Source organism: Paraburkholderia franconis, from assembly GCF_009362735.1.
GTDB classification, from domain to species: Bacteria; Pseudomonadota; Gammaproteobacteria; order Burkholderiales; family Burkholderiaceae; genus Paraburkholderia; species Paraburkholderia franconis.
Map to the genome: position 1 here is coordinate 75,642 of NZ_WHNP01000033.1, position 19,348 is coordinate 94,989.

General features: G+C 62.0%; 17 protein-coding genes. 13 read left to right on the plus strand and 4 right to left on the minus strand.

Annotated elements, in window-relative coordinates; translation table 11 throughout:
- The 11 genes from GCT13_RS29055 to GCT13_RS29105 all read left to right on the plus strand — a co-directional run bounded on the left by GCT13_RS29055 (position 1) and on the right by GCT13_RS29105 (position 11,716).
- Positions 1–1,119 (plus strand): ABC transporter ATP-binding protein, encoded by a 1,119-nt coding sequence (locus GCT13_RS29055; protein WP_152763931.1) that lies wholly within the window; start codon positions 1–3, stop codon positions 1,117–1,119.
- The gene (locus GCT13_RS29060; protein WP_152763933.1) at positions 1,116–1,847 is read left to right on the plus strand and encodes an ABC transporter permease; all 732 of its coding nucleotides are present in this window, start codon (positions 1,116–1,118) and stop codon (positions 1,845–1,847) included. The genes GCT13_RS29055 and GCT13_RS29060 overlap by 4 nt, the downstream gene beginning before the upstream one ends.
- Positions 1,848–1,883: 36 nt before the next feature.
- Complete coding sequence (locus tag GCT13_RS29065) at positions 1,884–2,780, plus strand: glycine betaine ABC transporter substrate-binding protein (RefSeq protein WP_152763935.1); 897 nt, start codon at positions 1,884–1,886, stop codon at positions 2,778–2,780.
- Positions 2,781–2,815: 35 nt separating this feature from the next.
- Positions 2,816–3,694 carry a nitrilase-related carbon-nitrogen hydrolase gene (locus tag GCT13_RS29070; protein WP_152763937.1) on the plus strand — a complete coding sequence of 293 codons (879 nt, stop codon included), beginning with the start codon at positions 2,816–2,818 and terminating at the stop codon, positions 3,692–3,694.
- A 13-nt stretch (positions 3,695–3,707) separates the two neighbouring features.
- A complete protein-coding gene (locus GCT13_RS29075) occupies positions 3,708–4,898 on the plus strand; it encodes an acyl-CoA dehydrogenase family protein (RefSeq protein ID WP_152763940.1) in 1,191 nt (396 codons plus the stop codon).
- Between the two features lie 18 nt (positions 4,899–4,916).
- A complete protein-coding gene (locus GCT13_RS29080) occupies positions 4,917–6,506 on the plus strand; it encodes a class I adenylate-forming enzyme family protein (protein ID WP_152763942.1) in 1,590 nt (529 codons plus the stop codon).
- A 2-nt stretch (positions 6,507–6,508) separates the two neighbouring features.
- Entirely contained in the window at positions 6,509–7,309 is an 801-nt protein-coding gene (locus GCT13_RS29085; protein ID WP_152763944.1) for a crotonase/enoyl-CoA hydratase family protein, read from the plus strand.
- A gap of 100 nt (positions 7,310–7,409) precedes the next feature.
- Positions 7,410–8,474: a GlxA family transcriptional regulator gene (locus GCT13_RS29090; protein ID WP_227747063.1), complete on the plus strand. Its 1,065-nt coding sequence runs from the start codon at positions 7,410–7,412 to the stop codon at positions 8,472–8,474.
- An 85-nt stretch (positions 8,475–8,559) separates the two neighbouring features.
- On the plus strand, positions 8,560–10,086 hold the full coding sequence (locus tag GCT13_RS29095) for an amidase (protein ID WP_152763947.1): 1,527 nt from the start codon (positions 8,560–8,562) through the stop codon (positions 10,084–10,086).
- A gap of 18 nt (positions 10,087–10,104) precedes the next feature.
- The gene (locus tag GCT13_RS29100; protein ID WP_152763949.1) at positions 10,105–10,458 is read left to right on the plus strand and encodes a RidA family protein; all 354 of its coding nucleotides are present in this window, start codon (positions 10,105–10,107) and stop codon (positions 10,456–10,458) included.
- Positions 10,459–10,483: 25 nt separating this feature from the next.
- Positions 10,484–11,716 (plus strand): NAD(P)/FAD-dependent oxidoreductase, encoded by a 1,233-nt coding sequence (locus GCT13_RS29105; protein ID WP_152763951.1) that lies wholly within the window; start codon positions 10,484–10,486, stop codon positions 11,714–11,716.
- A gap of 97 nt (positions 11,717–11,813) precedes the next feature.
- On the opposite strand, the gene GCT13_RS29110 is transcribed toward GCT13_RS29105, so the two are convergent.
- Together GCT13_RS29110 and GCT13_RS29115 are read right to left on the minus strand one after the other, a co-directional pair.
- On the minus strand, positions 11,814–12,884 hold the full coding sequence (locus tag GCT13_RS29110; protein WP_227747064.1) for a formylglycine-generating enzyme family protein: 1,071 nt from the start codon (positions 12,882–12,884) through the stop codon (positions 11,814–11,816).
- A gap of 108 nt (positions 12,885–12,992) precedes the next feature.
- A complete protein-coding gene (locus GCT13_RS29115; RefSeq protein WP_152763983.1) occupies positions 12,993–14,642 on the minus strand; it encodes a sulfatase-like hydrolase/transferase in 1,650 nt (549 codons plus the stop codon).
- A gap of 230 nt (positions 14,643–14,872) precedes the next feature.
- Here GCT13_RS29115 and GCT13_RS29120 point away from each other — a divergent pair, with 230 nt between their 5' ends.
- Positions 14,873–15,811: a LysR family transcriptional regulator gene (locus GCT13_RS29120; protein WP_152763955.1), complete on the plus strand. Its 939-nt coding sequence runs from the start codon at positions 14,873–14,875 to the stop codon at positions 15,809–15,811.
- 118 nt (positions 15,812–15,929) lie between these two features.
- On the opposite strand, the gene GCT13_RS29125 is transcribed toward GCT13_RS29120, so the two are convergent.
- On the minus strand, positions 15,930–18,335 hold the full coding sequence (locus GCT13_RS29125) for a phosphoketolase family protein (RefSeq protein ID WP_152763957.1): 2,406 nt from the start codon (positions 18,333–18,335) through the stop codon (positions 15,930–15,932).
- 197 nt (positions 18,336–18,532) lie between these two features.
- A complete protein-coding gene (locus GCT13_RS48585; RefSeq protein ID WP_193727786.1) occupies positions 18,533–18,682 on the minus strand; it encodes a hypothetical protein in 150 nt (49 codons plus the stop codon).
- A gap of 70 nt (positions 18,683–18,752) precedes the next feature.
- Between GCT13_RS48585 and GCT13_RS29130 the strand changes: the two genes are divergently transcribed.
- Positions 18,753–19,348 (plus strand): IS6 family transposase (locus tag GCT13_RS29130; RefSeq protein ID WP_152763959.1); only part of this gene is annotated, 596 nt, incomplete at its 3' end.

A 19,348-nucleotide genomic window follows, 5' to 3' on the forward strand; every position in this document is an offset into this window, starting at 1 on the left:
ATGATCAAGCTCTCCAACATCACGAAGCGCTATGAAGGCGCAAGCGCCCCGGTGGTCGACGGCATCGACATGGAAGTCGGCGCGGGCGAAATCTGCGTGCTGCTCGGCCCTTCTGGCTGCGGCAAGACAACGACGCTGAAGATGATCAACCGCCTGATCCAGCCGACCTCGGGCAAGATCTTCATCGACGGCCGCGATACCGACGAGTTCGACGTCGTCGAACTGCGCCGCCAGATCGGCTATGTGATCCAGCAGATCGGTCTCTTTCCGAACATGACGGTCGAGGAGAACATCGGCGTCGTGCCGCGTCTGCTCGGCTGGGACAAGGCGAAGACGAAGCGCCGCGCGGCGGAGTTGCTGGAGATCGTCGCGCTCGATCCGTCGATCTACCTGTCGCGCTATCCGAAGGACCTGTCGGGCGGGCAGCAGCAACGCATTGGCGTGGCGCGCGCGCTGGCAACCGACCCACCCGTCATGCTGATGGACGAACCGTTCGGCGCGATCGACCCTATCAACCGTGAGCTGATCCAGGACGAGTTTCTGCGTATCCAGCAACAGGTGAAGAAGACGATCATGTTCGTGAGCCACGATATCGACGAAGCGGTGAAGATGGCCGACCGCATCGCAATCTTCAGCAGCGGCAGGCTCGAACAGTTCGATACGCCGGATACGATCCTCGCGCGGCCCGCGAGCCAGTTCATTGCAGGCTTCGTCGGCGCGGATCGCGCGTTGAAGCGGCTGCGCCTCGTGCGTGCAAGGGATGCGTTGTCGGCCTGCGAGTGCGCGGCGCGTGTCGGCGAAAGCAGCGATCGCGCGCGTGCGTTGCTCGAACAGCACGGCATCGAGCAGATCATCTTGCTCGATGCCACCGACAAGCCGCAAGGCTATCTGAGCGCCGCCGAGCTGCGCACGATCGACGGCAAGCTGATGGCGGCGCACGCGAATCCTGTGCAGGGCTTCGCGCGTCAGAGCGACGATCTGCGTAGCGTGATTTCATCGATGTTCGCGCTCGGCCAGTCATGGCTGCCCACCGTCGACGACGACGGCCGCTTTGTCGGCTACGTGAATCAGGCGCATATCGTCGACATGCTGCGACTGCCCTCGGAGACACGCGCATGAACACCTGCAAGAAAGCGCTCTTTTCACGCTGCGTCGCGCTCGCGGCATGCACCGCACCCGCGCTTGCACACGCGGACAACCTGCTCGCGTCGATCGGCCAGTATCGCGGCGACATCATCTATCAGTCGATCCAGCAAATGACGATGGTCGCGATTGCAGGCGGCCTCGCGATTGTCGTCGCCGTGCCGCTCGGCATCTACCTGAGCCGCGCGACAGGCAAGCAGGCGCGCGTCGCGCAAGCCGTCCTGCAGACGGTCAACATGGGCCAGGCAGTGCCGAAGCTCGCGTTGCTCGCGCTCGCGATGAGCGTGCTCGGCATCGGCCGCTGGCCGTCGGTCTTCGGGCTCTGGGTGGCCACTTTGCTGCCGATCGTGCTGAACACGCTCGAAGGCTTGCGCGCCGTGCCCCCCGCGCTGATCGAAGCAGCGACGGGCATGGGCATGACGCCCACGCAGATCCTGCTACGCGTCGAATTGCCGAACGCGCTGTATGTGATCTTCGCGGGCATCCGCACCGCGCTCGCGATCACGGTCGGCACCGCACCGCTCGCCTTTCTCGTCGGCGGCGGCGGGCTTGGCGAACTGATCTTCACCGGCATCGACATGAACGACTTTTCGATGCTACTGGCGGGCGCGATTCCAACTGCGCTGCTCGCGATTCTCACTGACTTGCTCGTCGGCCAGATGCAGGCGCATCTCGTGTCGCGCGGCGTCAATCCACAACGCTAGTTCAACCACACGCTCACGCGTTTCTTCGAGGACATCATGAAGACTGCCTTTTTCAAGCGAGCCTGCGCGCTCGTCGCCCTCTCTTTGGCCTCATCCTGGGCCATCACGTGCGCGGCGGCGAATGTCGTCGTCGGCGGCAAGAACTTCACGGAACAGCAACTGCTCGCCGAAATGACGACCGAGCTTTTGCAGGCCAAAGGCTTCGACGTCACGAAAAAAGACGGCATGGGCAGCGCCGTGCTGCGCCAGGCACAGGAAAACGGGCAGGTCGACGTGTACTGGGAATACACGGGCACGTCGCTGATCACGTACAACAAGATCAACGACCGCCTTTCGCCCGAAGATACCTACAAGAAGGTGAAAGAACTCGATGCCGCGAAAGGTCTCGTGTGGCTCGATCCGTCGCGCGCGAATAACACCTACTCGTTCGCGATGAATCAGGACGAAGCGAAGAAGCTCGGCATCGCGACACTCAGCGATCTCGCGAAAGCGATCAAGGCGGGCAAGACGCTCACGTTCGCGTGCAACTCGGAATTCTATGCGCGCCCGGACGGTCTGCGTCCGCTGCAAAAGCTCTATGGCTTCGACTTCTCGCAGGACGAAATCAAGCGGATGGATTCGGGCCTCACGTATCAGGCGCTCAAGGACCGTCAAGTGGACATCGCGCTCGTGTTCGCCACCGATGGCCGCGTGCCCGCGTTCAACTTCGTGATTCTCAAGGACGACAAGGGCTTTTTTCCGTCGTATGCGCTGACGCCCGTGATCCGCAAGGCGACACTCGATGCCAACCCGAAACTCGGCCCGATCCTGAACGCGCTTTCGGCAAAGCTCGACGCGCCGACCATGGCGCGCCTGAACGCGTCCGTCGACGTGCAAAAGAAGTCGTTCAGCGAGGTTTCGCATGACTTCCTGAAGGAAGCGGGTCTGCTCTGACGCATCAAGAACATGCAAACCTGAGAGACAACAACATGCCTTACCCTTCTTTCGATACGGCGCGCGACGGCACGCTGACCGTTGCCGCCGCGCAGATCGACAGTTCATACGGCGATCTCGACGCGAATCTCACGAAGCATCTGCGCATGATCGACGATGCGCGCGAGCGCGGCGTCTCGATGCTGCTGTTCCCCGAGCTGTCGCTATGCGGCCATAGCGCCGGAAAAGACGCATTGCGGCTCGCGATGCGCCTCGACCATCCCGCGCTCGCCGCGCTTGCCGAAGCGAGCGGCGATCTGCACACGTCGTTTGGCTTTATCGAAGAAGCGCCGGGCGGCCAGTTCTACAACAGCCAGGCAACCGTGACGTGCGGACGGGTCGTGCACGTGCATCGCAAGGTGCAACTCGCGACCTACGGCAAGCTGCGCGACGGCCTCTATTACGCGCCAGGCGCGGAACTCGGCGCGTTCGATATCGACAGCCGATGGCGCGTCGCCACGCCGATCTGCAACGACCTGTGGAACCCCGGCCTCGTGCACGATCTGATGTGCGACGGGGTCACGCTGCTCGCGGCCCCCATCAGCTCGGCACGTGAGGCAGTGGGCGGCGGGTTCGACAATCCGTCGTCATGGGAACTGAACCTGCGCTTTTACGCGGTGACCTACGGCGTCGCCGTCGTGATGGCGAACCGCGTCGGCACGGAAGGCATGCTCTGCTTCTGGGGCGGCTCACGCATTCTCGATCCATTCGGCAACACGGTCGCGATGAGCTCGACGACCGAAGAGGAACTGGTTGTCGGCGAACTCGACTTCGCCTCGCTACGCGAGGCACGCTTTCTGCTGCCGACCGTACGCGACTCGCGCGTATTCGCCGGGCGCGGCATTCGCACCACACGTCAACCTGCCACGAACTGAAGCGTCGCCAGCCATGCAAGACTTTCTCCTCACCGAAGAAGACCACGCGTTTCGCAGCGAAGTGCGCGCTTTCCTGCAACGCGAGCTTGCGCCGCGCGCCGTCGATATCGAAGACCGCCAGGACTGGAACGCCGTCAAACATGTTGTGCGCGCACTGGGCGAAGCAGGCTACTTGCGGCTGATGTTCGTGGATCTCTATCGAGGCTCGCTGAAAAAGCCGGGCCTCACGCACGCAACGATCCTTTCCGAAGAAGCATCGGCGATCAACTATGCGTTCGAGACGACCATTGCGACGGCATTGAGCTGCGCGTATCCGTTGCATCGCCATGCGAGCGCACGGCTGCGCGACGCGTACCTCGAGCCGATACTCGATGGCCGTGCAATCGGCGCGATCTGCGTGACGGAGCCCGGCACAGGCAGCGATTCGGCGGACATGCAGACACGCGTCGAATACGATGCGCGCACCAACGAATGGGTGATCAACGGGTTCAAGCGCTACATCTCGAACGCTTCTGTGGCGGACGTGTATATCGTCTACGGCATCGCGCCGCGCGATGACGGCGCGAAGCCGCGCGTCACCGCCGTCGCCGTGCCGAAAGACGCGCCCGGCATCAGCTTTCCCCGCAACTACACGTTCATGGGACGACGCGGCTGCATCGTGGGCGAAGTGAAGTTCGACGATTGCCGCGTCAGCGCCGATCATCTGCTCGGCGAGGCTGGAGACGGCTTCAAGATCATGCGCGGCATGTTCAACTTCGAGCGCGCGATTCTCGGCGGCTCCGGTCTCGGCGTCGCGCGCGGCGCGTTCGAGATCGCGCGCCAGCATGCGCAGAGCCGCAGGACGTTCGGCCAGTTCCTCGGCTGCAAGCAGCTCATCTGGGACAAGATTGCGCAGATGAGCTGGCGCATCGACGCAGCCGAGCTCATCACCTATCGCGCAACGAAGATGTACGACGCGGGCACGGACGGCAAGGCGCTGATGAAGGAAGCGGCCATGGCCAAGCTCGTCGCGACCGAGACCGCGAATTTCTGTGCGAACGAAGCGGTGCAGATTCTGGGCGGCGACGGCCTGACGAAAGAATACGGCCGCGCCGAGCAACTCTATCGCGACGCGCGCGCGCTGACGATCGTCGGCGGCACATCGGAAATGGTGAAGTACCTGATCGCTTCGCGCGATCTGCCGGAACTCAAGATCAACCTTTGACCGTATTCCATTTCCATCATGCTGACTATCACCTCGCTGTTCGACAATACGGTCGCGAAGTACCCGGAGCGTCTCGCGCTCGTCTGCGGCGACACGCGCCTCACCTACGCGCAATGGGACGTGCGCGTGCGCGGATTCGCGCAGGCGCTGTTCGATCTCGGCGTGCGGCAGACGGACCGCGTCGCGATCTTCCAGAAGACCTCTGACGCAACGGCAACCGCCTATTTCGCGTGCCAGTTGCTCGGCGCGATTGCCGTGCCGATGAACTATCGTTTGTCCGCGAACGAAGCGGCCTTCATCATTCGCGATGCCGGCGCACGCGCGCTGATCTACGACGAGTCGATGCTGCCCGTCATCGCCAAGACGGAGCAGGCGCTCCCCGATTTGCGCATCTACATCTGCGTGACGGGACACGGCGAAGAAGCCGTCGATGCGTATGCGCCCCTGCATCATCACAATTTCGATGCGTTGATCGACAGCACGCGCCATCGCGATGCGCCACTGCCCACGCTCACGCCCGACGACATCTCGGCGCTCGTCTACACGTCGGGCACGACGGGCCGCCCGAAGGGCGCGATCCACACGCACGGCAACGACGTCGCGATCGCCACGAACTGCGTGATGGAGTACAGCCTGACGAGCACCGATGCCGCGTTGCATATCGCCCCGCTCTATCACGTCGGCGGCATGCAGGCGTATTTCATGCCGCACCTGATGGTGGGCGCGGCAAACATCGTGCTGCCTCGCTACGACCCGCAGCGCACGCTCGCCGCGATCGCCCGGCATCGCATCACTACCCTCTTCGCGGTGCCGACGCAGATTCAGGACATGTTGTTTCACCCCACGTTCGCGCAGACGGATCATCGCAGCCTGCGCATGATCACGACGGGCGGCGCGGCCATTCCCGCCGCGACGATGCAGCGCGTGATCGACGAGTTCTGCCCGAACATCTATAACGGTTACGGGATGACGGAAGCGAGTCTGACCTTGCTGCTGCATCCGCGCGATGCGCTGTCGCGCCTCGGCTCGTGCGGCAAGCCGACGTTGATCAGCACCTGCCGCATCGTGACGAACGACCAAGAGCGCGCAGTGCCGCCGACCGAATGCGTCGAACCGGGCAAAGTCGGCCAGTTGATCGTGCGCGGCCCGCAACTGGCGCGCGCATACTGGAACAACCCCGTCGAGACGGCGAAGAAGTTTCGCGACGGCTGGCTCTATACGGGCGATCTCTTCAGCGTCGACGCGGGCGGCTACTTCCACTTTCACGGCCGAGCCGACGACATGATCGTCTCGGGCGGAGAAAACATCTATCCGCGCGAAGTCGAGGAAGTGCTGTATCACTGCCCCGGCGTGCAGGAGGCCGCTGTGATCGGCACGCCGGATGCGAAGTGGGGGCAGGCCGTGACGGCGTTCGTCGTGCGTAGCGACACGCAGTTGACGGAGGACGCGATCATCGCATTCTGCAAGGCCAGCGACGACCTCGCGCCGTACAAGCGGCCGAAGAAGGTGCTGTTCGTCGACAGGCTGCCGCTGAATCCGAGCGGCAAGGTGCTTCGGCGCGAGCTCGCGGCTTCCGTGGCTCAGGACCTCTTGCAAACGGGAACGTAATCATGAATGAACCGGTACTCTACGAATTCGACGGCGGCGTGGCGACCATCACGCTGAACCGTCCGGAAACGCGCAATGCGTTGACGGAGATGGAAGTGGTCGATGCGCTCGTCGCGAGTCTCGAGCGCGCTCAAGCGGATCTGTCCGTGCGCGCGATCGTGCTGACGGGAGCAGGCCCGGCATTTTCATCGGGCGGCAACATCAAGCACATGCGCGACGAGGTCGGCACCTTCGGCGGCAACTCGGCGCAGATACGGGAGAACTACCGGCGCGGCATTCAACGCATCCCGCGTGCGTTTCATGAACTGGACGTGCCCTGCATCGCCGCCGTCAACGGCCCGGCGCATGGCGCGGGCTGCGATCTCGCGTTGATGTGCGATATCCGCATCGCCGCGCAAAGCGCGTTGTTCGCGGAAAGCTTCGCGAAAGTCGGCATTATTCCCGGCGACGGCGGCGCGTGGCTGCTGCCGCGTGTGATCGGCCAGTCGCGCGCCGCTGAGATGATCTTCACGGGCACGCCCATCGACGCGCAATGCGCGCTCGAATGGGGTCTCGTGTCGCGCGTCGTGCCCGATGCGCTGTTGCTGCCCACGGCAAATGAACTGGCGCAACGGATCGCGAGCAATCCGCCCAACGTGCTGCGCATGAGCAAGCGCCTGATACGCGAAGGTCAGCGGATGGATCTGCCGAGTCTGCTGGAACTGTCGGCCGCGTTTCAGGGTATCGTGCATCGCACGGCGGATCACCGCGAGGCCATTGCCGCGACCTTCGAGAAGCGCACGCCCAACTACACGGGCGAATGATGCGGGCGCTGGCCTGAGCGCCCACCGGCACGCATGACGCGATGGACCCGCGCATCGCGATATGCGACAGTCTCCTTATCTTGTCTCCTCCACCATGGACATGCGCAGGAAAAGCAACGAGGCACCGAAGCTGGCTGCGGCGCTGCATCTCGAACGGCGGACGGCCGACGCGGGCGCGGCCGACATCGCGCGCGGTGCGCATGAGCGCCCCGTCGTCACGCAACGCATCGGCTTCTTTCTGGTGCCGAACTTCTCGATGATGGCGCTCAGCTCGGCAACCGAGCCTCTGCGCGCCGCCAACCGGATGAGCGGCAAGCCGCTCTATAGCTGGCATCTGATCAGCGCCGACGGTGAACCCGTGTCGTCGAGTTCGGGGTTTTCGCTGCTGCCGGAATCGGCGATGACGTCGTCGATTGCCGTCGATCAGCTATTCGTGGTGGCAAGCATCGATGTCGAGAACTACCGCAACGCGTCGGTGTTCGATTTTCTGCGCCGCTATGCGGCGAGTGGCCGACCGCTAGGCGGCATCAGTCTCGGCACGATGATCCTCGCGCGCGCGGGGCTGCTCGACAAACGCCGTTGCACGATCCATTGGGAGGCGCTGAAAGCGCTCGCCGACGAGTTTCCGTCATTGACGGTGACGCGCGACCTCTATTGCATCGACGGCGACCGGCTCACGTGCGGCGGCGGCACGGCCGCCATCGATCTGATGCTCGACATGATTGCTCGCGCGCACAGCCATCGGCTCGCTGCCGACGTCGCCGATCAGTTCCTGCACACGCGCATTCGCGCATCGCAGGAAAGCCAGAAAATGGCGATCCAGTGGCGCTACGGCATCGAGGACCGGCGCATCGTCAATGCGATCACGTTGATGGAACAGAATATCGAACGGCCCGTACCCGTGCAGACCATCGCTTCACTGGTGGGCATTTCGCCGCGTCAGATCGAGCGCATGTGGCTGAAGCACTTCGGCATGGGGCCGTCGCAGTTCTATCTCGACGTACGCCTGAAGGCCGCGCAAAAACTGCTGCACGAATCGACCTCGTCCATCTTCGATATCGCGTTGCAGTGCGGATTCACAAGCGCCTCCCATCTCGGACGGTGTTATCGCAAGGCTTTTTCTATCACCCCCGGACAGGAGCGTGCGTCGAAGGCGAACATCTGAGGCCTTTGATATCCGGTCGAATCGTTGCAAGATCGCACGGGTGAAGCACTAACCTGACCTTTCTTCGCCTCGAGGATTTCGAACCATGTCTGCCAATGACGATCTCGTCAGCCGCAATGCCGTCGAGCTGCGCCGGATGATCGGCGCGAAAGAGATTTCGCCCGTCGAACTGCTCGATGCCTGCATCGAACGGATCGAAGCCATCAACCCCGCCGTCAACGCGATCACGGCAACCTGTTACGACGATGCGCGCGAAGCCGCAAAGGCCGCCGAGCGCAAGGTGCTCGCGGACGAGCCGCTCGGACTGCTGCATGGCCTGCCGCTCGGCGTGAAGGACCTTGAAGATACGGCGGGCCTGCTCACCACTTACGGCTCGCCGATGTCGCGCGGCCATGTGCCTTCGCGCGATGTCACGCTAGTCGAAAGGCTGCGCGCGGCGGGCGCGATTCTCGTCGGCAAGACGAATGTGCCGGAACTCGGCGCCGGCGCGAACACGCGCAATCCGGTATGGGGCGCGACGGGCAATCCGTTCGACACCGAACTGAACGCAGGTGGTTCATCGGGCGGCTCCGCGGCTGCCCTTGCGTGCGACATGCTGCCCGTCTGCACCGGCTCGGACACAGGCGGCTCGCTGCGCATTCCGGCATCGAAATGCGGCGTGGTCGGCTTCCGTCCCTCTCCCGGACTCGTGCCGAACTCGCGTCGGCTGCTCGGCTGGACGCCGATTTCGGTAGTCGGTCCGATGGGCCGCGATGTCGAAGAGACGGCACTGCAACTCGCGGCGACGGCGGGCCTGTCGGTGAGCGACCCGCTCAGCTACGAAACCGATCCGCTTGGCTTCGCAACGCTGCCCACGCTCGATCTCGCCACACTGCGCGTCGGCTACACGGAAGACTTCGGCTCGTGCGATGTCGACGACGATATTCGCGCGCTGTTCCGCTCGCGCATGGCCGCGCTCGCCAGGATGGTGCGCATGTGCGAGCCCGTCAGATTCGATCTCGGCGACGTGCACCGCTCGTTCGATGTGATCCGCGCGGAGAGCTTCGTCGCGGGGTTGCGCGATGCGTATGCGCGCGACCCGGGCGCACTGGGCCCGAACACGCGCGCGAACTACGAAATGGGCGCGGCGATGACGCTCGCCGACAGCGCATGGGCGCAAGCGGAACAGACGCGCATTTTCAGGCGCTTTCAGTCCGCATTCGAGCGCTACGACGTGATCGTGTCGCCGACTACGCCCGTTTCGCCGTTTCCGTGGCGCGAGCTGTACGCGGCGCAAATCAACGGACGCGCGCAAGAGAACTACTATCGATGGCTCGCGCTGACCTACGTCGTGACGCTGACGACACATCCGGCGCTGTCGCTGCCATGTGGCGTCGATCATGCGGGCATGCCGTTCGGTTTGCAGATCGTCGGGCCGTATCATGGCGATCTGAAGACGCTGGCCGTCGCGCGCGCGATGGAACAGGCGTTCGACAGGGAGCCCGCATTGCGCCGTCCGCGTCCCGAGTTGTCGCGTCTCACACAGCCGAATCCAGCGTTGAAGTCGATCGTCACCGCGCCGCCCATTTTCAACTCTTCCGGCGACGGTGATGCCAGCATGTCATCCATGTAACTCACTCGTAAGAACATCATGTCCAGCGAAATCAAGCGACTGCAAACCAACGCACGCATGAGCCAGGTGGTGATCGCCAACGGCATCGTCTATCTGTCCGGCCAGGTGCCCGATACGGCCGGCGCGTCGATCACCGTCCAGGCGACGGAGATCCTCACGCGTATCGACACGCTGCTCGCGTCGGCAGGCGTCGAGAAGACGCGCGTTCTCACCGCGAACGTGTGGCTGAGCGACCCGAAACACTTCGACGAATTCAATGCCGTGTGGGAGGCCTGGGTGCCGTCGGGCCATGCGCCTACGCGCGCCTGCGTGCAGGCGTTGCTGATGAGGCCCGGCCTCGATGTCGAAGTCGCTGTGACCGCGCTCGCATGATGTCATCGGCAAGGAAGACGCTGCGATGAAGTTCGATACCGTCGTACTCGGCGCGGGCATGGTGGGCGTGTCGGTGGCCGTGCATCTGCAGCAGCGCGGACTGTCCGTCGCGCTCGTCGATCGCAAGGCACCCGGCAACGAGACATCGTTTGGCAACGCGGGACTGATCCAGCGCGAGGGCGTGTATCCGTACGCGTTTCCTCGCGATCCGGGGACACTGCTGCGCTATGCGCGCAACCGCTCGCTCGACGTGCGCTACCACCCACGCGCCATGCCGAAGCTGCTGCCGTTCCTGTACCGCTACTGGTATCACTCGCGCGCGGACCGGCATGCGGCAATCGCGCGTTCTTACTCGACGCTGATCGAGCATTGCGTCAGCGAGCATCGCGCGCTGATCGCGGCGTCGGGCGCGCAGGCCTTGCTGCGCACGGGCGGCTGGCTGAAGGTATTCCGCAGCACGCGCAAGCGGGACTCGGAGTTGCGCCAGGCCGAGCGATGGAACGCAGAGTACGGCGTCGCATTCGAGGCACTCGATGCAGCCCGGCTGCGGCGCGAAGAGCCGTCGCTGAGTCATGCATTGCTCGGCGCACTGCGCTACATCGATGCCGATTCCGTCAGCGATCCCAATGCACTCGTCACCGCTTACGCCCGCCACTTCGAGCAACTGGGCGGCCGCATCTTCATCGGCGATGCGACGACGCTCGAACCGCAATGGAGCGTGAATACGGAAGCTGGTCGCATCGACGCGCATTCAGCGGTTGTCGCGCTGGGCCCGTGGTCGGACACCGTCAGCGCGCGGCTCGGCTATCGTGTGCCGCTCGCCGTCAAGCGCGGGTATCACATGCATTACTCGACTGTCGATGGCGCGCGCCTGAACCAGCCGGTGCTCGATACGGAGGTCGGCTACATGATCACGCCGATGACGCGCGGCATCCGCCTGACGACGGGCGCCGAACTGGCCACGTGCGATGCGCCGGCAACGCCCGTGCAGCTGGATGCCATCGAACCCATCGCGCGTAAGACCTTTCCGCTCGGCGCAAGGCTCGACGAGCATCCCTGGCTCGGCCGGCGTCCCTGCACGCCCGACATGATGCCGATCATCGGGCCGGCGAAACGTCACAAGGAATTGTGGTTCGCGTTCGGCCACGCGCACCACGGATTGACGCTCGGTCCCATTACAGGGCGTTTGCTCGCGGAAATGATGGTCGGCGCCAAACCGGTTGCAGATCCGTTTCCGTTTCGAGTCGACCGCTTTTAGGTGCTGACCGCTTTGCTGCGTTTCGCAATCCAAGGACTACCACCGCCTGTCTTGCGGATCGGATCGAAACGGACCTCAGCAGCCGATCGCTACCCCACTATCGACCCGATTCGCGCTGCCATTCGCTTTCATCCATGGCAAGGCGGAATCCGAGGTGCGACATGCTGTTCATTGGATCGGTACCACGCCGTGCGCTCGTCCGATAGCTCACGCAATACGTCTCGCTACACAAGAACGAACCGCCTCTTGTAACCCTGGCAGGCGCGTGCGCAAGCGCCCCCCGATCGGGATCGAAACTGTTCGTCGGGCCGGCCGGATCGGTGATCGTCTGCCCGCCTGCTGCCTCGATACGAAATGCATCCGCGCGATACCAGTCTCCCACCCATTGCCACACGTTGCCTGCCATATCGTAGAGACCGTAGCCGTTAGGGGCATACGTACCTACCGCCGACGTGCCCACTTGAACCTTTTCGCTTGTGTTACGTACCGCCGTCACCGGGAACGGTCGCGCGCTGTCTTCCCATGTGTTGGCCATCTTCTTCCCGCCAGGCGAGAACTCCGCGCCCCACGCGTAATCGGCCTGCTCGAGCCCGCCCCGTGCCGCATATTCCCATTCCGCTTCGGTGAGCAGGCGTTTGTGAGCCCACTTCGCGTATGCCAGCGCATCCTCATATGAAACCTGCACTACCGGGTGATTATCCTTTCCGACGATCGAACTGCCCGGACCCGTGGGATGTTGCCAGTTCGCGCCGGGCACGAACTTCCACCAGCGGGTGTAGTCGTCGAGCGGTACGGGCGCGTCCGTCCCCGTGAATACCAGACCACCGGGCTGAAGGACACTGTCATCAGGCTTTGGGGTGCCTGGTGGCAATTGAATCCTGAGGTCCTCCCACTTCGGCTTTCTCTCCGCCGTCGTGACGTAGCCCGTCGCCGCGACGAAACGCGCGAACTGCGCGTTCGTCACGTCGTGCCGGTCGATCCAGAATCCACTTAACTTCACGCGGTGCGCAGGACGTTCGTTGGGCACTGCATGGGGATGTTCGCCTCCCATCATGAACTTGCCGCCCGGAATCCAGACCATGTCCTTCGGGCCGGTCCTGCCATCGCCGACTGTCAGAGGGGCTGGCATCAGGCTCCACCGGTAGCCCGCGAGGCCGGCTGCGGACATGACAACGGCCAATGCCAGCGCCCCCCACAAGCGCCTACTGCTATTTACCAGATTCATTCGAGATCCTTGCAACGTAGCGCCGACTCCTGCGACGACGCCGACGCATGCCTATTTGACGGACAACTGGTGCCGCGGCGGGTACTTCTTCAGCACGGCAAGATAGCGCCGATATTCCGCGAGCAAGAAGACTTCCAGCGGGGTGTGACGCGCAAGAACCGATTCCTCTTCCTTAGGATCGCTATACAGATTGAACACCATGGCAGTCCACGCCTGACCGACCGTGCCCGCGAATCCACCGTTGTAGCCCATGCGGTTGACCGAATCGGGCAGCTGTGCCTTGAACATCATCTTGAACTCGTCCACGCGCACGGCGGAGACTTCGTCGTTCCAGAAGTAGAAGATGCTCTTGCGGTTCGACACGCCCTTGTCGGCGAGAAGGAATGACGTCTGGTCAATGCCGTCGATATAGGTCGTCGACGGTATGGCTTTCGCAAGGTCCGCGCCGGGCAGTCCCGCCAGCGACAGCGACGTGTTGAACATGTCGGCGAAGTCGAAGAGGCCGTCCGATCTGCGAGGCGCGATCATGCCTTTCCAGTACACAAAGAACGGGCTGCGCACTCCGCCTTCCCACGTCGAGCCCTTGCCGCCGCGAAACATCGTTTTCGCAGCCGGCTGGATCTCCTGCTCCGGGCCATTGTCGGAGCCGAAGAAAATGATCGTGTTATCCAGCTCGCCATTTGCCTGCAGGGTGTCGACCAGCTTCCTGAATATGTCGTTCACCTCGACCACGCAGTCGCCGTAGTTCGTATGCGCCGCGGACCTTCCGCGGTAGTAGTCGCTCGGGTAATTGTCGTAGTGACACGCGCGCGGTGCATAGTACAGAAAGAACGGCTTTGTGGCGTCCTTCTGCCGGTTCAGGAAACCAACGGTGTAGTCGAGCCACTTCTGGTCGAGATCCTTGATGTTGTCCGCGTTGATCTCGTACAGATTTTCGAGCTGACCGCCTTTGGCAGCATGCACGTCGCTCTTGTTGAAAGGGAGATTGAGGATGTAGTTATAGCGTTCCGGACTCAGCGCCACCTCGGGGTTGTACTGCGGGTCGCGCCACTCCGTGTACATGTCGGAGACGGAAAGGAAGCCCCGGAAATCGTCGAAGCCGACGTTTTGCGGCAGCGACGCCGTGTTTTCGCCCATGTGCCACTTTCCGACCGCCTGCGTGGTGTAGCCCTGTCGCGACATGAGCGCGGCAAGCGTGGTCATTCCAGCGAGGCCCCCCGGCTGACCATACATGACGGGAATCTGGATGCCGTGGTGCGCCATGTTCTCGCCAGTCATGATCGTTGCACGAGTGGGCGAGCAGCTCGGCTGCGAGTAGGCGGAACTGAGAATCAGGCTCTGGCTCGCGATGCGGTCGACATCCTGCGTATCGTTGCCGACGGCCGGCCCCCCACCGTTAAAGCCAAAGTCGCTGTAGCCGACATCGTCGAGCAGGAAGATAACCACATTCGGACGTTTGCCAGCACGCTTCTGCAACGCTGACAGCTTCTGCCGGGCTTCAGCGGCCTGGTCAGGATTGTTGATGACCGGCTCCATGTTATCCGCCAGCTTGACTGTCTGGCCCGTCAGATACTGATTGGGCTGGTTGTAGCCAGGGCGGCCGGTAACTCTCGTCGGCTCGGTAATCGTTGACGCAGCGACCGCCTGGGTTGCCCAAAGCGCTCCCCAGAGTGCAGCGATAAACCACACCGGGATCATCATCCGTTTCACGTTGTCTCCTGCAATTCGTTATGGGCACATACGATCAGTACATGCATTTGTCTCGGCTGTATCTGCGGCGGGCGAATGCCTGCGCTTATCGGTTGCGCGCCGCGGCAAGCATCGCCTGGGTACGTCGCGGACGCCCCCTATTTCGCAGCCTCCAACTCTAGATGAGACGGGTCTATACTTCCATTGCAAATTGCGAATGCCATCGTTGAGTGGAACTCATAGTGAACCTGCGCCAGTTCGAACATCTTGTTGCCCTTGCAGACGAAGGCGCGTTCGCAAGAGCCGCCGAAAAAGTGCACCTGACCCAATCTGCGCTCACGCGAAGCATTCAGTCGCTGGAAGACGAACTCGGCATGCGGCTCTGCGATCGTCATCCTCGCGGAATCGTCTTGACGCCCGGTGGAAAGCTGGTTGTCGAGCGTGCACGGCGAGCGCTGTTTGAAATTCGGGCGCTTGATCGCGATGTGAAGCTCTTCAATAACCATGAGCTTGGGGAAGTCATGATCGGCGCCGGCCCCATTCCCGCTGCGGCGCTATTGAGCGACACGATCGCCGTGCTCGCGCGCTCTAACCCGCGCCTTTCCGTGCATGTCAGTGTGGACGACTGGGTCGCACTCCTCGAACGGCTCCACGCAGAGACCATTGATTTCATGATCACGGTGGAATCCGCCGTGTCACCGTCACCGGAACTGGCGATCAGGCCGTTGCCGTCCTGCCGGTGCGGATGGTTCGCGAGGCCGGAACACCCTATCTTTTCCAGGAGCCGGCGCAGGATTTCGATGCTGCGAGAACTTCGGGTCGCTTCGGTGCCAGCCCCGAAACACACGCTTGAGAATTTGCGCAAGCTGATGCAACGCAAACCCTTTGAACAGCCTATGTTCGCAGTCGAATGCAACAGTTTTCACATGCTGAAGGAGTTGGCAACAGACTCCGATATGGTGATATACGGTCCTTTCTCGGCGGTATGGCGAGAACTCGACAGCGGAGCCCTGCGAACGATTGACTTCGAAGACTCGAAGGAACTTACGACGCGATTTGCGATTGTGAGTCTCGCGCATCGCACCTTATCGCCCAGCGCCGAAAAGGCGATCGAAATCATTGTCGAGTGCAACGGACGTCTGGAAGAACGCGCGACGAAGAATCGAAAGAAGAGTCGATGAACTCCGCCGAAATTGCGAACGCGCGGTGCAGCTCGCCATCCCAATGGTCGAAGTCTTGCTGTGTTATCGCCTCATAAGGCCAATCACATCCGACAGCCGCCTTCCCGTTTTTCAACACTCACGCCTGTTTAACCGCATCGCTGCCCTTCCACGTCCAGGTGCGAATTTCTTCTCGATCGATTCCTTCGGCATGCGCATACGTGACGTGTTCGATCCGCTGATCGCGCAAGCGCTCTTTTGCATGATCGCCCACGCCACGCAGCGCCGGCACACGGTCCATCACGTCGATAGCGAGCGTGAAGCGGTCGATGCCGTTAATGATTGCCAGTTCAAGCGGCGTATTGATGTTGCCTTTCTCCGCATAGCCATGCACATGAATGTTCTCGTGATTGGTGCGGCGATACGTGAGCTTGTGAACGAGCGATGCATACGAGTGGAAATTGAATATCACGGGCTTGTCCGTGGTGAACAGCGAATCGAAGTCGCGTGACGATAGTCCGTGCGGATGATCGGTCTCGGGCATCAGACGGAACAGATCGACCACGTTCACGAAACGCATTTTCAGATCCGGGAACAGCCCCTTGAGGATTTCGACGGCAGCGAGTGCTTCCATCGTCGCGATATCGCCCGCACTCGCAATCACGACATCCGGTTCCTGCCCCTGGTCGGTCGATGCCCAGTCCCAGATGCCGACGCCCTTCGTGCAATGCGTGATCGCGGCCTTCATGTCCAGATACTGCAAATGCGGCTGCTTGTCGGCGACGATCACGTTCACGTAATCGCGTGAACGCAGACAGTGATCGGCGACGCTCAGCAAGCAGTTCGCATCGGGCGGCAGATAAATGCGCACGACGTCGGGGCTCTTGTTGGTCACGACATCGAGAAAGCCTGGGTCCTGATGCGTAAAGCCGTTGTGATCCTGACGCCATACGAGCGACGTAATCAACAGGTTCAGCGACGGCACGGGTTGCCGCCAGCGCAATTCGCGCTTCGCTTTTTCGAGCCACTTCGCGTGCTGGTTGAACATCGAATCGATCACATGCACGAATGCTTCATAAGTCGCGAAGAGTCCGTGACGGCCCGTCAGCGTGTAGCCTTCGAGCCAGCCTTCCAGCGTGTGCTCGCTGAGTATTTCCATCACGCGTCCGTCGGCGGCCAGTTCGCCGCCGTCGCTATCGCTTTCCTCCGTGAGCGCAAGCCACGCTTTCTTCGAAGCCTCGTAGATCGCCGAGAGCTTGTTGCTCGCGGTTTCGTCCGGTCCGAACACGCGGAAGCTCGTCATGTTCCGGCGCATCACGTCGCACAGGTATTTCGCCAGCGCGTCGGTTGGAGACAGGTAGGTCGCGGCCGGAACCTTCACGTCGACGGCATGATCTTCGAAGGGCGGCAAATCGAGCGCCTTGCACAACGCCCCGCCGTTTGCATGAGGATTCGCGCTGATCCGGCGGTCGCCGCGCGGCGCAAGCGCGCGCAGTTCTTCAACCAGTCTTCCCGACTCGTCGAACAGTTGCTCCGGCTTGTAGGTGCGCAGCCATTCTTCAATGAGCTTGAGGCTCTCCGGGTTGCTCTCCGGGTCCGCGATGGGAACCTGGTGCGCACGCCACGAACCCTCCACCTTGTGTCCGCCAACTTCGCGCGGGCCCGTCCATCCCTTTGGCGTCCGCAGGACGATCATCGGCCAGCTCGGACGGCTGAGGTCGCCATCGGTACGCGCGCGCGTCTGGATCGCCCGGATTTCTTCGATGCAACGATCGATCGTCGCAGCCACCTTCTGATGCATCGTCTGCGGATCGTCGCCTTCGACGAAATACGGCTTGTGGCCGTAACCCGTCATCAACGCAGCGAGCTCCTCGTGTGGAATGCGGGCGAGAACAGTCGGATTGGCGATCTTGTAGCCGTTCAGATGAAGAACGGGCAGTACGGCGCCGTCGCGGGCGGGATTAAGGAATTTGTTCGAATGCCATGACGTCGCGAGCGGTCCCGTTTCCGCTTCGCCGTCGCCGATCATCGCCGCGACGATCAGATCGGGGTTATCGAATGCAGCGCCGTAAGCATGCGAAAGGCTGTAGCCCAGTTCGCCGCCTTCGTGAATCGAGCCCGGCGTTTCCGGCGTGCAATGCGACCCGATGCCACCCGGAAACGAAAACAGGCGGAAAAAGCGCGCCATGCCTTCTTCCGTTTCCGCGCGGTCCGGATAGATCTCCGAGTAGCGCCCTTCGAGGTAGCTGTGCGCCAACGTCGCGGGCGCGCCGTGACCCGGCCCGGAAATAAAAATGACATTCAGGTCCCGCAGCGTAATCGCCCTGTTCAGATGCACGAGCACGAAGCTTTGCCCGGGATCGGAACCCCAGTGGCCGAGCAATCGCCTTTTGATGTGCTCTTTCGCAAGCGGCTCGCGCAACAGCGGATTCGCGCGCAGGTAAATCATGCCGGCCGACAGATAGTTGCACGCCTGCCAATACCGGTTCATGTTGTGCAGTTCGTCGGCGCTCAAAGGGGTGGCATCGAGGAGAACATCGTCCATTACGAGCATCTCCATAGTCGTGGTTTCCGCGTGCGCAACATGGCCACCGCTCGATGACGCATCTGGCGATGCACCGGCCGCGTCGGACCTTCGTATCATAGGCGGCAATGTGGAATTTTTCATTTTCACGGCCACCGTACGACCTGCGCTCGTGTGCGCATTCATCGATTCGGCAAGCTTTTCCCCGGCCGTACTGCTCAGCTTTTTCCTGAATGGCGTAGATGTTTAATCGCCAATATGCACGCCGCCGGGAAATGAACCACGCCGAATCCCACGACCAGCACGAGCCACGGCGAAGCAACCGACCCGAATACCATCGCGCTGACCGCACCGAAAAGAATGCCCACGACGGCTCTGGTGCAAATAGGGTTGGCGATCAGTTAGAGTTGTCGTAGCAAAACGAACTGATAACCCGCGATGAGCAAGCTGAAGAGTCTGGATGAGTTGTTCGGTGGACGCCATTTTGATCGGGAGATCATCGTTCTGTGTGTTCGCTGGTACCTGCGGTACAAGCTCAGCCTACGCGATCTGGCCGAGATGATGGCCGAACGGGGTTTGTCGCTGGCTCACACGACGATCCTGCGCTGGGTGAGGCGTTATACGCCCGAGTTCGTCAAACGCTGGAACCGCTTTGCTACCCCTGCGGGTCGCTCGTGGCGTGTCGATGAGACCTGCCTGAAGATTCGTGGCAGGTGGGTCTACCTATACCGGGCGGTCGATCGGGCTGGCCAGACGGTGGACTTCATGCTCAGGGCGAGGCGCGAAGTGGGCGCGGCCAAAGCCTTTTTCAGCAAGGCGATCAGGCATCAGGGCCAGTCGCCGGAGATCATCACGCTCGATGGCTATGCTGCCTCGCACCGCGCGGTGCGCGAGATGATGGTCGATGGTTCGCTGCCTGAAGACACGAAGGTCCGGTCCTCGAAATACCTGAACAACCTGATCGAGCAGGACCATCGCCATATCAAATCCAGAACGAATGTGATGCTCGGCTTCAAACGGTTCAGAAACGCCGC

What these genes read in the sequence shown, in the direction of transcription:
- GCT13_RS29055 (WP_152763931.1), top strand. Translation starts at nt 1, where the DNA reads ATGATCAAGCTCTCCAACATCACGAAGCGCTATGAAGGCGCAAGCGCC.
- GCT13_RS29060 (WP_152763933.1), top strand. Translation starts at nt 1,116, where the DNA reads ATGAACACCTGCAAGAAAGCGCTCTTTTCACGCTGCGTCGCGCTCGCG.
- GCT13_RS29065 (WP_152763935.1), top strand. Translation starts at nt 1,884, where the DNA reads ATGAAGACTGCCTTTTTCAAGCGAGCCTGCGCGCTCGTCGCCCTCTCT.
- GCT13_RS29070 (WP_152763937.1), top strand. Translation starts at nt 2,816, where the DNA reads ATGCCTTACCCTTCTTTCGATACGGCGCGCGACGGCACGCTGACCGTT.
- GCT13_RS29075 (WP_152763940.1), top strand. Translation starts at nt 3,708, where the DNA reads ATGCAAGACTTTCTCCTCACCGAAGAAGACCACGCGTTTCGCAGCGAA.
- GCT13_RS29080 (WP_152763942.1), top strand. Translation starts at nt 4,917, where the DNA reads ATGCTGACTATCACCTCGCTGTTCGACAATACGGTCGCGAAGTACCCG.
- GCT13_RS29085 (WP_152763944.1), top strand. Translation starts at nt 6,509, where the DNA reads ATGAATGAACCGGTACTCTACGAATTCGACGGCGGCGTGGCGACCATC.
- GCT13_RS29090 (WP_227747063.1), top strand. Translation starts at nt 7,410, where the DNA reads ATGCGCAGGAAAAGCAACGAGGCACCGAAGCTGGCTGCGGCGCTGCAT.
- GCT13_RS29095 (WP_152763947.1), top strand. Translation starts at nt 8,560, where the DNA reads ATGTCTGCCAATGACGATCTCGTCAGCCGCAATGCCGTCGAGCTGCGC.
- GCT13_RS29100 (WP_152763949.1), top strand. Translation starts at nt 10,105, where the DNA reads ATGTCCAGCGAAATCAAGCGACTGCAAACCAACGCACGCATGAGCCAG.
- GCT13_RS29105 (WP_152763951.1), top strand. Translation starts at nt 10,484, where the DNA reads ATGAAGTTCGATACCGTCGTACTCGGCGCGGGCATGGTGGGCGTGTCG.
- GCT13_RS29110 (WP_227747064.1), bottom strand. Translation starts at nt 12,884, where the DNA reads ATGTCCGCAGCCGGCCTCGCGGGCTACCGGTGGAGCCTGATGCCAGCC.
- GCT13_RS29115 (WP_152763983.1), bottom strand. Translation starts at nt 14,642, where the DNA reads ATGATGATCCCGGTGTGGTTTATCGCTGCACTCTGGGGAGCGCTTTGG.
- GCT13_RS29125 (WP_152763957.1), bottom strand. Translation starts at nt 18,335, where the DNA reads ATGGACGATGTTCTCCTCGATGCCACCCCTTTGAGCGCCGACGAACTG.